The sequence below is a fragment of the Nonomuraea sediminis genome (assembly GCF_018531495.1).
Taxonomy (GTDB): Bacteria; Actinomycetota; Actinomycetes; order Streptosporangiales; family Streptosporangiaceae; genus Nonomuraea; species Nonomuraea sediminis.
Genome location: NZ_JAHDTI010000002.1, coordinates 727215 through 740116, shown reverse-complemented (window position 1 = coordinate 740116; position 12902 = coordinate 727215). Strand labels below are relative to the sequence as shown.

At 69.5% G+C, this 12902-nt stretch carries 14 protein-coding genes; 8 read left to right on the top strand and 6 right to left on the bottom strand.

Features of this window, described 5'->3' with window-relative positions; all coding sequences use genetic code 11:
• From KIK09_RS11455 to KIK09_RS11430, 6 genes are all read right to left on the bottom strand, one after another.
• Positions 1 to 1701, bottom strand: a complete 1701-nt coding sequence (locus KIK09_RS11455; RefSeq protein WP_214318779.1) for a glycoside hydrolase family 36 protein — start codon at positions 1699 to 1701, stop codon at positions 1 to 3.
• Between the two features lie 2 nt (positions 1702 to 1703).
• On the bottom strand, positions 1704 to 2525 hold the full coding sequence (locus tag KIK09_RS11450) for a carbohydrate ABC transporter permease (RefSeq protein ID WP_308164027.1): 822 nt from the start codon (positions 2523 to 2525) through the stop codon (positions 1704 to 1706).
• The gene (locus KIK09_RS11445) at positions 2522 to 3379 is read right to left on the bottom strand and encodes a carbohydrate ABC transporter permease (protein WP_214318777.1); all 858 of its coding nucleotides are present in this window, start codon (positions 3377 to 3379) and stop codon (positions 2522 to 2524) included. The genes KIK09_RS11450 and KIK09_RS11445 overlap by 4 nt, the downstream gene beginning before the upstream one ends.
• Positions 3376 to 4689 (bottom strand): ABC transporter substrate-binding protein, encoded by a 1314-nt coding sequence (locus KIK09_RS11440; RefSeq protein WP_214318775.1) that lies wholly within the window; start codon positions 4687 to 4689, stop codon positions 3376 to 3378. Before KIK09_RS11440 ends, KIK09_RS11445 begins: the two co-directional genes overlap by 4 nt.
• Before the next feature lie 12 nt (positions 4690 to 4701).
• Positions 4702 to 5871, bottom strand: a complete 1170-nt coding sequence (locus KIK09_RS11435; protein ID WP_250572896.1) for an aminotransferase class V-fold PLP-dependent enzyme — start codon at positions 5869 to 5871, stop codon at positions 4702 to 4704.
• 168 nt (positions 5872 to 6039) lie between these two features.
• The gene (locus tag KIK09_RS11430) at positions 6040 to 6552 is read right to left on the bottom strand and encodes a pyridoxamine 5'-phosphate oxidase family protein (RefSeq protein ID WP_214318771.1); all 513 of its coding nucleotides are present in this window, start codon (positions 6550 to 6552) and stop codon (positions 6040 to 6042) included.
• Positions 6553 to 6710: 158 nt separating this feature from the next.
• On the opposite strand from KIK09_RS11430, the gene KIK09_RS11425 reads away from it, so the two are divergent.
• The 8 genes from KIK09_RS11425 (at position 6711) to KIK09_RS11390 (ending at position 12894) form a co-directional block, all read left to right on the top strand.
• Positions 6711 to 7643: an NAD-dependent epimerase/dehydratase family protein gene (locus KIK09_RS11425; protein WP_214318769.1), complete on the top strand. Its 933-nt coding sequence runs from the start codon at positions 6711 to 6713 to the stop codon at positions 7641 to 7643.
• The gene (locus KIK09_RS11420; RefSeq protein WP_214318767.1) at positions 7640 to 8563 is read left to right on the top strand and encodes an RNA polymerase sigma-70 factor; all 924 of its coding nucleotides are present in this window, start codon (positions 7640 to 7642) and stop codon (positions 8561 to 8563) included. Before KIK09_RS11425 ends, KIK09_RS11420 begins: the two co-directional genes overlap by 4 nt.
• A gap of 222 nt (positions 8564 to 8785) precedes the next feature.
• Positions 8786 to 9628 carry an NAD(P)H-binding protein gene (locus KIK09_RS11415; protein WP_214318765.1) on the top strand — a complete coding sequence of 281 codons (843 nt, stop codon included), beginning with the start codon at positions 8786 to 8788 and terminating at the stop codon, positions 9626 to 9628.
• 11 nt (positions 9629 to 9639) lie between these two features.
• Positions 9640 to 10335, top strand: coding sequence for an NAD(P)-dependent oxidoreductase (locus KIK09_RS11410; protein ID WP_214318763.1), 696 nt, complete (start codon positions 9640 to 9642; stop codon positions 10333 to 10335).
• A gap of 55 nt (positions 10336 to 10390) precedes the next feature.
• Positions 10391 to 11218, top strand: a complete 828-nt coding sequence (locus tag KIK09_RS11405; RefSeq protein WP_214318761.1) for an SDR family NAD(P)-dependent oxidoreductase — start codon at positions 10391 to 10393, stop codon at positions 11216 to 11218.
• 66 nt (positions 11219 to 11284) lie between these two features.
• A complete protein-coding gene (locus KIK09_RS11400; protein WP_504740298.1) occupies positions 11285 to 11539 on the top strand; it encodes a DoxX-related protein in 255 nt (84 codons plus the stop codon).
• A gap of 135 nt (positions 11540 to 11674) precedes the next feature.
• Positions 11675 to 12292, top strand: a complete 618-nt coding sequence (locus KIK09_RS11395) for a helix-turn-helix domain-containing protein (RefSeq protein ID WP_214318754.1) — start codon at positions 11675 to 11677, stop codon at positions 12290 to 12292.
• Between the two features lie 62 nt (positions 12293 to 12354).
• Positions 12355 to 12894 carry a dihydrofolate reductase family protein gene (locus KIK09_RS11390; RefSeq protein WP_214318753.1) on the top strand — a complete coding sequence of 180 codons (540 nt, stop codon included), beginning with the start codon at positions 12355 to 12357 and terminating at the stop codon, positions 12892 to 12894.
• The last annotated feature ends 8 nt before the right edge of the window (positions 12895 to 12902 follow it).

Sequence of the window (12902 nt, the reverse complement as noted above, 5' to 3'; positions counted from 1 at the left end):
TCAGCTCTCCTCCTCGGTACGGCGCAGCCGCAGCAGCCCGCCCACGGGTACGGTCACCAGGGTCGCTCCCGGCGACAGCGACAGCGAGGCCTCGGACACCCGGGTCCCGCGACAGTCGTATACCACGGACTCCACGGTCTGCGCCGCCTCGCCGTACAGCACGACGCGGGTGTCGGCGGCGGCGTTGGCGAGCAGCAGCTCGGCCCAGCCGTCGGCGGGAACGTCGACGGGGAGAGGCGCGTACCGGGCGATGACCATGGCGTGCCCATCGTAGGTCCGCACGAGGGGGTAGCCGTGCTCGGGCTGGTCCGGCTCCAGGGTGCCGAGCTGCAGCGTGTCCAGGAACTCGCGGAAGATCCCCAGCCAGAACCTGATCGCGGCCAGCTGTCCTGGCCGCTGCGCCTGGAGGTCGACCGAGATCTGCGGCACCGAGAACAGCGCGTTGATCAGGTGGACGGCGACCTGCTCGTCGGGCTCCGACGGATGCCACAGGATCATGTCGGAGTGCACGGCCTGCAGTCCCGCGATCAGCCGCAGGTCCACGGTCCGCTGCCGGTTCTCCTGCGGGCTCAGCGGGCAGTCCATCGCGCGGATCATGTTGCCGTAGGGCCACAGCCCCGGGCTGGTGTAGGGCTGGCGGTACTCCACGAGGATCCCGGGCAGGCGCGCGTCCAGCTCGGCCATCAGGCGCAGGACGCCCTGATCAACGTCGGCGCAGTCGGCGCCGGGCGACGGCTCGGGATCGCCGCCGGGGGTGGCGAACCTGTCGACGAAGTCGATCTTCAGCCCGTCCATCCGCCACTCCTCGACCGCCCTGGCGAGCTTGCCGACGAGGTAGGCGCGCACGTCAGGATGGCGCGGGTCGAGCACGGCCGCGTCCATGTGGTCCAGGTAGCGCAGGAACTTGCCCTCGAAGCGGGCGAAGGCCGGGTTGGCCTTGCCGACGAACGGGATCGCGTACCACAGCAGGTAGGCCATGCCGAGCTCGTGCACCCGCTCGACGTGCGCGGCCATGTCGGGGAAGGCCGCGGTGTTCGGCTCCCAGTCGCCGCAGTGGGCGTACCCGCGGGCGCGGTCGGCCGTCTGCCAGCCGTCGTCCACGATGATCGTGTCGCAGCCCAGCTCCTTGGCCAGCGCGGCCTGCCGTTCCACTCCCTTCTCGTCGACCTCCTGGTGCATGCTGTACCAGGTCGAGTAGACGGGCAGCCGCGCCTGGCGAGGCGTGCGCGCCTCGCCCCACCAGGCGGCGACCTCGGCCAGGGCCGCGGAGAAGCGCCGCTCGGACAGGTCGAGCCTGATGCGCAGCCCCTGACCCTGGACGGTCATGGCGAACTCGCCCGTCTCCTCCATCACCCCGCTGGTGATCGACGTACGGCCCGCCACGTCGGCGAGCGCCACCGTGCACACGTTCGCGCCATCGCGCCCGACCAGCGACGCGACGGGGGAACCCGAGGTCAGGCGCGAGGTGGCAGGGGCGTTCCAGATGGGCGGCACCCAGCGGGTGCCGCTGCTCGGCGTCCAGTACGCCTCCACCTCCACGCACGGCACACGCCACTGGGCCGCGCTCGCCTCCGGCGCGTCCAGCTCCCAGACACGATCGCCGACGCCGGTCACCGTGACCTCCGCGTCGAGCGTGATCTCGACACCCCCGACCCGCACCGAGGTGACGCCGGACACCGCGTGCGGCTGCCAGATCTGCATGACTATCCCTTCGTGGCACCGGCCAGCAGGCCGGAGATGAACTGTTTCTGGAGGACGAGAAAAAGGACCATCATCGGCAGCGACGAGATCGCCGTGCCCACCATGACCTGCCCGAAGTCGGTCCTGCTCGTGGCCTGCAGCGAGGCGAGCGCGACCGGCAGCGTGTGCATCTCCGGCGTGCGCAGCGCGATCAGCGGCCACAGGAAGTCGTTCCACGAGCCGAGGAACAGGAAGACCGCCAGCGCCGCCAGCACCGGCCGCATGACCGGAACCACCACCCGCGCCAGCACCCGCAGCTCACCCGCCCCGTCCACGCGCGCAGCGTCCAGCAGCTCGTCGGGTACGGCCAGCAGCGACTGCCGCATGAGGAAGATGCCGAACGGCACCGTCAGACCGGGCAGGATCAAGGCGGGATAGCTGTCGATCAGCCCGATGTCGTTCATCATCTCGAACACCGGGATGATCGTCACGCCGCCCGGGATGACCAGCGTCGACAGCAGCAGCACGAACAGCGTGTTCCTGCCGCGGAAGCTGAACTTGGCGAAGCCGTACCCGGCCAGCAGCGAGATCGCCAGCGCGCCGAGCGTGGTCGCCACCGCCACGAACAGGGTGTTGCCCAGGACGTGCAGCAGCCCGATCGACTCCTCCAGCTTCCTGGTGTTCTCCGCCAGCTGGTCGCCGGGGTAGAACTTCGGCGGGTTGGAGAAGATGTCGGAGTTGGCGTGGGTGGCCGCCATCGCCATCCAGTAGAACGGGCCGACGCACAGCCCGAACACCGCCGCCAGCACGAACGTCAGCGGCCAGCCCCTGATCAACCTGGTCACTTGCGCCCCCTGGTGAGCCTGATCTGCAGCAGCCCGAACCCGGCGACCATGAGCGTCAGCGCGTAGGCGATCGCCGCGGCGTAGCCGAAGTCGAAGTAGCGGAAGCCGTTCTGGTAGAGGTAGAGCGAGATGGTCAGCGTGGTGTTGTCCGGCCCGCCGCCCGTCAGCACGAACGGCTCGTCGAACAGTTGCAGCGTGCCGATCGTCGACAGCACCACGGTCAGCAGCAGGATCGGCCGCAGCTGCGGGATCGTGATCGACCAGAACCTGCGGGTCGCGCCTGCCCCGTCGACCATGGCCGCCTCGTAGAGCTCCCGCGGGACGCTCTGCAGCCCGGCCAGGTAGATGACCGCCGTGTAGCCGGTGTAGTGCCAGGTGAGCGCGATCACGATGGCGATGCGCGCCCAGAACGGGCTGCCCAGCCAGTCGATCCGCTCGGCGCCGAAGAACCCGAGCAGCCAGTTGAGCAGCCCGGACTCCTTGCTGAGGATCACCGAGAACAGCACGCCGTAGGCGACCAGCCCGGTCAGCGACGGCATGAACACACCCAGCCGCCACACCGCGCGCAGCCGTACGAACGGGGAGTTGAGCCCCAGCGCGAGCAGCAGCGCGAGGAACAGCATGATCGGAACCTGGACGACCAGGATGAGCGCGGTGTTGCCGAGCGAGGTCCAGAACAGCGGGTCGTCCACCAGCCGCGCGTAGTTGTCCAGCCCGACGAACCCCCGCGCCGCTCCCGCGCCCGTGGTCAGGCTGATGTAGGCCGCGGCCAGGATCGGGTAGGCCTTGAAGACGGCGAACCCGAGCAGCGCGGGCGCGATGAGCAGGTAGGGGATGTTCCGCCTGGTGATCATCCGGCCGCGAGCTTCCTGTTGGTCTGCTGCGCGACGAGCTTGGCCGCCTGGGCCAGCGTCGTGGCCGGGTCGGCGCCCTTCATCAGGACCTGGGTCTGCGCGTCACTGGCGATCTTCAGCGCCCTGGCGTAGTCGCTGGAGTAGAAGGTGGCGTCCGCGCCCTCGCTGAGCGAGTCGGTGAACGTCTTCAGCGCCGGCTGCCCGCCGTAGTAGTCCATCGGGGAGGAGAAGACCGGGTCCGAGTAGGCGGCGGTGAGGGCCGGGAACACGCCACCCTCCTTGAACACCTTGTTGATCACCTCGGGCTTGGTGAGGGCGTACTCGACGAACTTGAACGCCTCGGCGGCGTGCGGGCTGCTGCCCGCCACCGACAGGTAGGTGGAGTTGACGATGGCGGCCCGCTTCCCGCCGGGCGCGATGGCCGGGGGCTGCATCGCCCGCCACAGGCCCTTCTGCTCGGGGCGCATCTCGGGGATGTAGTTCACCGCCCAGGCCGGCCACGGCAGCACGGCCAGCTTGTTGCCGCTGACGAGCTGCTTGAAGGTGCCCTCGCCAGAGGTGTCGGCCAGGATCCCCGCGTCGTTCATCTTCTTCATCAGGGTCATGGCCTGTACGGCCGGCTGGCCGCCCAGGGTGACCTCGCCCTCCTTGTTGAAGTAGAAGGCGCCCTGCTGCTGCAGCAGCATCTGGTAGAAGTCCATGTCGGGGCCGCCCGCGGCGGGCTTGTTCACGCCGACGAGGTAGGCGCCGGTCTTCGCCTTGATCGCCTTGCCTGCCTCGATCAGGTCGTCCCAGGTCTGGATCTTCGCCGGGTCGACCCCGGCCTTCTCGAACAGGTCGGAGCGGTAGAAGATGCCCGCCGGGTTGACCTCCCACGGCAGCGCGTACACCCCGCCGTCCTTGCCGGTGACGGTGGGCCACAGGCCCTTGGCGAAGGCGTCCTTGTACTTGTCGGCGCCGAACTTGCGCAGGTCGGCCAGCCCGCCGGGGAACTTGTCCACGTAGCCGGGCAGGTAGTCGACCCCGATGTGGAGCACGTCGCCCAGGCCCTTGCCGCCCGCCGCCATGCCGATGGTGATCTTCTCCCAGATGGCCGGGTTGCCGATGGCCTGGACGTCGACCTTGATGCGCGGGTTGGCCTTCTCGAAGTCCTTGGCCACCGCGGCCAGTCCGTCCGATGCGGGCTTCCAGCTCCACACGGTGATCTTCACCGGGGCGTTCGGGTCCTGCTCCGCCGCCTTGCCGCCGCAGCCGGCGACCGTGAGCGACAGGGCCGAGGCCAGGGCGAGGAATCCACGTCGACTGATCATGAGATCGTCCCTTCAGGGGGTGTGCGCGTCACGCAACGCCGAAGCCAGGCGCGTGACGTTTTCTTGGGGGGTGGTGGCGTGCGGTGAGATGCGAATCCACGCGCCGCGCCGGGTGGTGACCAACCCGGCGCGGTCCAGCGCGGCACACGTCCGCGCCGGATCCACACCGGGAAGCTCGAAGGAGAAGATTCCGCCGCGCTCATCCGGATCCAGGTCGTCCAGCAGGATCCGGGCGCCCCCGGAGCGGGCGGTCTCGAGGAGGGCCTGCGTCGTGTCCGTCACGGCACGCCCCACCTCATCGACCCCGGCGGCCAGCAGCAGATCGACGGCCGCGCCGAACGCCGCCACCGCGGGGTAGTCAGGATTTGTCATGATGTGCACGCCCGCACCCCGCGCCCCTTCCGAGGCGGCGCCCTGCTCCTCGGACTGCTCTGCGCCCAGTCCTGCGGGCTGTTCCGCGGGCTGCTCTGCGCCCTGTTCTGCGGGCTGCTCGATGGGCCACGCGGGCCAGCCGCCGAGACCGTTGCCGAGGCGGTGGCCGACCCGGTCGCGCACGAGCAGTACGGCCGCGCCCCACCCGGCGCGCAGCCACTTCTGCCCTCCGCAGGCCAGCAGGTCGGCCGCGCCTGCCTCGACGGGCACCGAGCCCAGCGCCTGGATCGCATCCACGACCAGCAGCCGGTCCGGCCCGAGAACCTCCTTCAGCTCGCCCAGCGCCCGCCGGTGCCCCGTCAGGGCGTCGACCGCGCTGACGGCCAGCGCCCGCACCTCGGGACCGAGCATGGCCGCGACCACGTCAGGCGTGACCTTCGCCGCGTCGATCCACCTGACCCGCAGGCCGCCGCGGTCCTGGAAGCGCAACCAGGGGTGGATGTTGGCGGGGAACTCGCCCCGCGGCACGAGCACGGTGCCCTCGCCCTCCAGCGCGGCGGCCGCGGCGAACAGCCCATGACTGGTGGAGCTGACGAACGCCACCTCGTCCTCGCCCGCCTCGAGAAGCGCGGCGACGGAGGCGGTCGCCTCGGCCGCCCCCTCGCCGAACCGGCCTGCGGCGCACTGGGCGAAAGCGGTGGCGATGGCGTGCTCGACGACCCGCGAAACCGGCCCGACCCGGGCGAAGTCCAGGTACCCGGAGGGCTCCCGGAACTGGCTCAGGTAAGCCTCGGGAAGTTGAACGTTCATATCCACCACTGAGAACACGCAGGTAATCCCTTCAGGGGATTGCCTGACTGGCTGAGATTTAACGCCTAGGGCGTTTGAACGTTCATAGTGAGGTCGCCCGTTCGGTCACGCAAGAGGCCCGCAGGCAAAGATTGGATAACGGCCTGCAGGGAGCATCGCGTCTGGGTGTTATGTGAGTTTGTCGAAGTCGGGGGCGTAGACGGTCATCCAGTGCGGGTGCAGCCGGTAGTAGACGACTTCGTCGACCCAGTCGAAGGTGTCGTCGCCGTAGAAGTCCTGGAAGTACGCGAGCAGTTCCGGCCAGTCTGCGGCAGGCTCGCCGTCCAGGGGGTTGAGGATCTCGACCGTGCCGTGGGTGAACACGCCCAGGTCCTCGCCGCGCAGGTGTGCGACGCTGGCGGCCGGGCGGGCGGCGAGGTGGCGGGCCTTGGCGGCGTTGCGCGCCGTCCCGAAATGCCACTTGCCGTGCAGGAAGTGCCCGTCCACGCCGCTGATCCGCGGCTCGCCGTTCGCCGTCACAGTCGACAGGGCGAGGGTGCACATGCTGGTCAGGACCTGGGTGAGCTGCTCCGCGGTCAGGGTGCGCTCGGTGACGATCGAGCGGAGATGCGAGGTGGACCGGGACAGGGAGGAGTCCAGGAGGCTTTGGAGCTCTTTGAGCTCTGCTGATGTTTCGCGCATGGAGGTCCTTCCGGTTGGTAGCCGGAGACCATGGTCGATCAGAAACCCGACACCCTGTGTCGTGTTTCTGCGTGAATTTCTGTCCGCATGTCACAGCTGGGTGGGCTGTCTCGTCTCGGGCTTCGAAGACAGGGTCTGGGACCGGGAAGGTGATGGTCATGCGGGTGTTCGTGGCTGGTGGGACCGGGGTTTTGGGGCGGCGGCTGGTGCCGCAGCTCGTGGCCCGGGGGCACCAGGTGACGGCCACGACGACGAGCGCGGCCAAGCTGGGACTGCTTGAGCAGCTGGGCGCCGAGGCGGTCGTGATGGACGGGCTGGACGCGATGTCGGTCGGTGAGGCGGTGGCCAAGGCCAGGCCGGAAGCGATCGTGCACCAGATGACCGCGATCTCCGTGGCGCACGCAGGCAAGCCCGACATGAAGCACATGGATCAGTGGTTCGCGGGCACCAACCGGCTGCGCACCGAGGGGACGGACCATCTGCTGGCCGCCGCCGAGGCGACCGGTGTGACCAACTTCGTCGCGCAGAGCTACGGCGCCTGGAACGGCATCCGCAGGGGCGGCTGGGTGAAGACCGAGCGGGACCCGGTGGACCCGATGACGGGGACGCCGGCGGAGCCGGGGATGAGGGCTGTCGGCCACGTCGAGGACGTGGTCGTCAAGGCCGGCGGCGCGGTCCTGCGCTACGGCTGGTTCTACGGGCCTGGCGCCATGGACGACCTGGTCGATCCCGTGCGCAAGCGGCAGTTCCCGGTGGTCGGGGGCGGCGCCGGCCACTGCTCGTGGGTGCATCTGGACGACGCGGCGAGCGCTACCGTGCTGGCTGTGGAGCTGCAGGCGAGGGGGGTGTTCAACATCGTCGACGACGAGCCGGCCCCGGCCGACCAGTGGCTGCCCTACCTGGCCGAGTGCGCGGGAGCCAAGAAGCCGATGCGGGTGCCCGCCTGGCTGGCCCGGCCGCTGGCCGGGGAGGTCGCGGTGACGATGATGACCCAGGGGCGCGGCTTCTCCAACGCCAAGGCCAAGCGGGAGCTCGGCTGGCAGCCGCACTACCCCTCCTGGCGGCAGGGCTTCAAGGAGGAGCTGGCATGACCCGCGCCGAAGAGTTCGAGGACCTGCGGCCGCTGCTGTTCTCCATCGCCTACCGGATCCTGGGCAGCGTGAGCGAGGCCGAGGACGCGGTCCAGGAGAGCTGGCTGCGCTACCAGACCACGCCCACCCAGCCCGCCTCCGCCAAGTCCTTCCTGTCGGCCGTGGTGACCCGGATCTCGATCGACGTGCTGCGCTCGGCGCGCGTCCGGCGCGAGGAGTACGTCGGGCCGTGGTTCCCCGAGCCGCTGCTCGCCGACCCCTATGAGGATCCGGCGCGGTCGGCGGAGCTGGCCGACTCGCTGTCGATGGCCGCCCTGCTGCTGCTTGAGCGGCTCAGCCCGCTCGAGCGCGCGGTCTTCGTGCTGCGGGAGGTGTTCGGGTTCGGCTTCCCGGAGATCGCGACGACGGTGGACAGGTCGGAGGCGGCCTGCCGCCAGCTCGCGGCACGGGCGCGCCGCCACATGGACGCCGGTCGCCCTCGCTTCGAAGCCGACCGGCGCGAGCGCGAGGAGCTCGCCGAACGGTTCTTCGTCGCCTTCAAGCAGGGCGACGTCGACGGGCTGCAGGAACTGCTCGCCGCCGACGTGCACCTGGTCAGCGACAGCGGCGGCAAGGCCCCGCAGTGGGGCAAGGGCATCTTCGGCGCCGAGAACGTGTCCCGGGCGATCGCCGCTCTGGTCTCGCCGTTCGCGCAGATCGGCGGCGTCGTGGAGCCGCATCAGGTGAACGGCCAGCCAGGCGCGATCTTCCGCGACCGGGACGGCAAGGTCATCAACACCTGGACGCTCGACATCGTCGACGGACAGATCCAGACGATCCGTACGGTGATCAACCCCGACAAGCTCGAACACGTGGGCCAGGTGGCGGACGCCTGGACGGTCGTCCGCGAGACGACCCAGGCCCGCAGGTCCACGAACTGACCCTGATAACGAGGCTGCCGCGTTCGATCCGCACTGGCGGCGACCGGCTCGCTCGAGGCATGCCCGGATATCGCCGCCCGCATGACCTGATCGAACGCATCGGCTGAGCCGCCCCCTGCATGCCTGCAGGCCCCTGCCCGCGTCCACATCTTCTACAGCCGGACTTCTCGTGCTGGGCGAACAGCGCCCGCGCGTGACCCGTGAAAGAAGGAGATCTCCACCATGATCCTGGTAACCGGTGGCACCGGAAACGTCGGTGCCAACATCGTTCGCCAACTGCTCGACGCGGGTGAGAAGGTACGCGTCCTGACCCGTGACCCGGGCAGCCGTTCCCTTCCGGACGAGGTCGAGGTCGTGCCCGGCGACCTGGCCCGAGGGGAAACCCTGACGGCCGCGCTGTCCGGCGTCGACCGGGCATTCCTGTTCCCCGTCTTCAACGCCGGGGTCGACGGATTCCTCGAAGCCGCACAGCAGGTCGATCTGCGGCATGTCGTGCTGCTGTCCTCGTCGACCGTCACGTTCGCCACGCCCGGGTGGATCGGGGAGCAGCACCTGCGACTGGAACGGGCCGTCGAAGCGTCCGGGCTGCCGTGGACCTTCGTGCGCCCCGGCGCGTTCATGACCAACGACCTGGTCTGGGCGCCCCAGATCGTCGACGACGGGGTCGTGCGCGGGGTGTACGGCGAAGCCGCGCTGGCTCCGGTGGACCCGCGCGACATCGCCGCGGTAGCCGTACGGGCCCTTCTTGATCGGCAGGTCGGCGAGGCGCACGTCCTCACGGGGCCGCAGTCGCTGAGCCAGATCGACCGCGTGCGGATCATCGCGGAGACGATCGGGCGGCCGCTGCGGTTCGAGGAACTTCCCCGGGAGCAGTTCCGGGAGCTGATGCTCCACCACGGAATGCCCGCGCCGGCGATCGATGAGTACGTCGACGGGCTCGCGGAAAGAGTCGGCAAGCCCGATCCGGCCCTGCCGACAGTCGAGGAAGTCACCGGGCGACCGGCCTTCACCTACGCCCAGTGGGTCGCCCAGCACGCGGCGGACTTCGGCTCGGCCCCGGCCTGACGGTGACGATCATGCGTACAACAGTCTTCGGAGCCAACGGTCCCACCGGCCGCCTGCTCACCGGCCAGGCACTCGCCGCCGGACATCAGGTCCTCGCGGTCACCCGGAACCCGGACGCGTTCCCGCTGCACCATGATCGCCTCGAGGTGCTCGGCGGCGACGTGCTCGATCCCTCGGACGTCGACGACGCCGTCGCGGAGCGGGATGCGGTGCTGTCGACGCTCGGGGTGCCTGCCGGGAAGGAACCGATCAGTACTTATTCGCGGGGTGTGGCGAACATCGTCGCCGCGATGGAACGGCATCGGGTGCGCCGCCTCGCCGTGGTCAGCTCGAGCGGGGTCGCCCCGCACCCGTACTCCGACGGCGGGTTCCTGTTCAACCGGGTGCTCCTGCCGTACGTGACGCAGGTGCTGGGCAAGACGCTGTACGACGACATGCGGCGGATGGAAACGGTGGTCCGCGCCAGCGATCTGGACTGGACGATCGTGCGCCCGAGCGGGCTCTACCACCTTCCGTCGCCCACCGACTACACGATCGTCGAGGGCCACGCCGACGGTCGGTTCACCGCCCGGGCGGACCTGGCCGCGAGCCTGCTGGCTCTGCTGGACGACGACCGCTACGTCCGCAGCGTCGTCAGCGTCATCACCACCGTCGACAACCCCACCCTGCTCCAGTGGATCCGCAGCGAGGCACTCGCCAAAAGCTGATCCCTGGTAGCAGGGCCTGCTGTAACCCCCACCACACAAGGAATGGAAAGACAGTATGAGCAAGATCTGGTTCGTCACCGGTTCGTCGCGCGGCCTGGGCCGCAGCTTCGTCGAGGCCGCCCTGTCACGCGGCGACAAGGTGGCCGCCACCGCCAGGAACACCGCAAGCCTTGATGAACTGGTCGCCGCGTACGGCGACGCGGTGCTTCCGCTTGCGCTGGACGTGACCGACAGGTCCGCCGTCTTCGAGAGTGTGAAGCGCGCCAAGGAGCACTTCGGCCGACTGGACGTCATCGTGAACAACGCGGGCCACGGTCTGTTCGGCGCCGTCGAGGAGCTGTCGGAGCAGCAGTTGCGCGACCAGTTGGAGACCAACCTGTTCGGCGCGGTGTGGGTCGTCCAGGCCGCGCTGCCGTACCTGCGCGACCAGGGTGCGGGGCACATCGTCCAGATCTCCTCGGCAGGCGGGCACTTCGCGATGCCGCTCGGCGGTGGATATCACGCCTCCAAGTGGGCGCTGGAAGGCCTGAGCGAATCCCTCGCCCAGGAGGTCGCGGGCTTCGGCGTCCGGGTGACCGTGGTCGAGCCCGGCTCCTACGCCACCGACGCGGCCGCCGGCGCCGCGCGGGCCGAGACCGACCCGCACTACGACGGGCTCCGCGAGGCCTTCGCCGCGTTCGCGAACAACCTCGACGTCGGCGACCCGGCCGCCGCGGGCCGGGCACTGCTCAAGCTCGTCGACGCCGACGAGCCGCCCCTGCGGGTGTTCTTCGGCGCCCAGGGTCTCCCGATCGTCCAGCAGGTCTACGCCGACCGGCTCAAGACGTGGACCGACTGGCACGACCTCTCGATGGAGGCCCACGGACCCACCCCGACCGCCTGACCTGGTCGTGGCCTGCGGCGGGATGGCGGAGATCGCACGGACCCACCCCGACCGCCTGACCTGGTCGTGGCCTGCGGCGGGATGGCGGAGATCGCCGCGGGTCCCCTGGTCCTGGCGCCTGCCACCCGGTCCGCCGGTGCCTGGGCGGCTGCCGATCTCGTCACCGCCTACCTGGCCTCCCGCCTCGACGCCGTGCGGCACGCCCATCGCGGGCACCCCAGCGTGCTGCTGCGGCCGTACGGCGTCGGGGCGCGGCTGGTCGCCGCCGTGGTCGCCGTCGCCGTCGCCGTCGCCGTCGCCGTTGCCTTGACCGCTGCCTGACCTGGCCCGCTAGGGTCGCTGATGTATCCCGCAGCGGGAGTGGGGGTTCGGATGGGCTTGGAGGTTGAGAGTCGATCGTCCGATTCGCCGTACATCCAGCGGGTGTGGCGGAGCAGCAGCGATGACGTCAGCCGGATGACGTCGATCGCGGCGACGCACTGGGACCTGGTCTTCTGGGAGCACCGCGGTCAGATCAGCGCGGCCGTTCAGGGGCCGGAGCTGAAGGCGTGCCCGGCGCCCGTCCCCGAGGACGCCACGTTCTTCGGGATCAGCTTCTCGCTGGGTGTCTCGATGCCGCATCTCCCTGTCGATCGCCTCGTCGGCCGTACCACGGAGATCCCCGAGGTGACGCGCAGATCGTTCTGGCTGAAGGGCTCCAGCTGGCATCGCCCCGACTACGACAACGCCGAGGTCTTCGTACAGCGGATGGTGCGTGAAGACGTTCTGGTCCGTGACCCGATCGTCGCCGCGGTCCTGCGCGGCGAGTCGCCGGACGTCACCGAACGCACCGTCCAGCGGCGGTTCCTGGCGGCGACGGGTCTCACCCGCGGTGCCGTACGGCAGATCGATCGTGTACGGCAGGCCGCGATCCTGATCCAGGAGGGTGTGCCGGTCCACGACGTGATCCATCGGCTCGGATACTTCGACCAGCCGCACCTGGCGCGGTCGCTGAGCCGATACATCGGGCGGACCGCCACGCAGTTGGCCGATCCGGATCCGTCGGAGCCGCTGTCGCTTCTGTACAAGACCTGAGCACGCGCTCCCGCCTATCTTGGTCACTCTTCGTAACGCTGACGATCAAGGATGCAAAGCGCATGGGCAAGATCATTTCGAACTTCTTCATCTCCCTGGACGGCGTGACCGAGGCGCCGGACCAGTGGCACTTCCCGTACTGGAACGACGAGATGGGCGCCGCGGTCGAGGCGGGCATGCAGAGCGCGGCGGCGATGCTGATGGGCCGCAAGCTGTATGAGGAGTGGGCCGCGTACTGGCCGACGGCGGAGGCCGACCAGGAGGTCGCGGCGGCACTCAACGGCGTCCGCAAGTACGTCGTGTCGAACACCCTGGAGAAGGCCGACTGGAACAACACCACCGTCATCTCCGGTGACGTCACGGCCGGGCTGAACGAGCTCAAGAAGCAGATCGACGGCGACATCCAGATGTCCGGCTGTGCGACGACCGTCCGGTGGCTGCTGGCCAACGGGCTGCTCGACGAGCTGAGACTCCTCGTCCACCCGATCGCCGTCGGCCACGGCCAGCGGCTGTTCGAGGACACCCCGACCCAGCCGCTGAAGCTGATCAAGTCCGAGACCTTCCAGACCGGCGTGCTCAACCTGACCTTCGTCCCGGCGTGACCCATAGC

Coding starts and splice junctions, on each gene's coding strand:
- KIK09_RS11455 (WP_214318779.1), bottom strand. CDS start 1,701: ATGCAGATCTGGCAGCCGCACGCGGTGTCCGGCGTCACCTCGGTGCGG.
- KIK09_RS11445 (WP_214318777.1), bottom strand. CDS start 3,379: ATGATCACCAGGCGGAACATCCCCTACCTGCTCATCGCGCCCGCGCTG.
- KIK09_RS11440 (WP_214318775.1), bottom strand. CDS start 4,689: ATGATCAGTCGACGTGGATTCCTCGCCCTGGCCTCGGCCCTGTCGCTC.
- KIK09_RS11435 (WP_250572896.1), bottom strand. CDS start 5,871: ATGAACGTTCAACTTCCCGAGGCTTACCTGAGCCAGTTCCGGGAGCCC.
- KIK09_RS11430 (WP_214318771.1), bottom strand. CDS start 6,552: ATGCGCGAAACATCAGCAGAGCTCAAAGAGCTCCAAAGCCTCCTGGAC.
- KIK09_RS11425 (WP_214318769.1), top strand. CDS start 6,711: ATGCGGGTGTTCGTGGCTGGTGGGACCGGGGTTTTGGGGCGGCGGCTG.
- KIK09_RS11420 (WP_214318767.1), top strand. CDS start 7,640: ATGACCCGCGCCGAAGAGTTCGAGGACCTGCGGCCGCTGCTGTTCTCC.
- KIK09_RS11415 (WP_214318765.1), top strand. CDS start 8,786: ATGATCCTGGTAACCGGTGGCACCGGAAACGTCGGTGCCAACATCGTT.
- KIK09_RS11410 (WP_214318763.1), top strand. CDS start 9,640: ATGCGTACAACAGTCTTCGGAGCCAACGGTCCCACCGGCCGCCTGCTC.
- KIK09_RS11405 (WP_214318761.1), top strand. CDS start 10,391: ATGAGCAAGATCTGGTTCGTCACCGGTTCGTCGCGCGGCCTGGGCCGC.
- KIK09_RS11395 (WP_214318754.1), top strand. CDS start 11,675: ATGACGTCGATCGCGGCGACGCACTGGGACCTGGTCTTCTGGGAGCAC.
- KIK09_RS11390 (WP_214318753.1), top strand. CDS start 12,355: ATGGGCAAGATCATTTCGAACTTCTTCATCTCCCTGGACGGCGTGACC.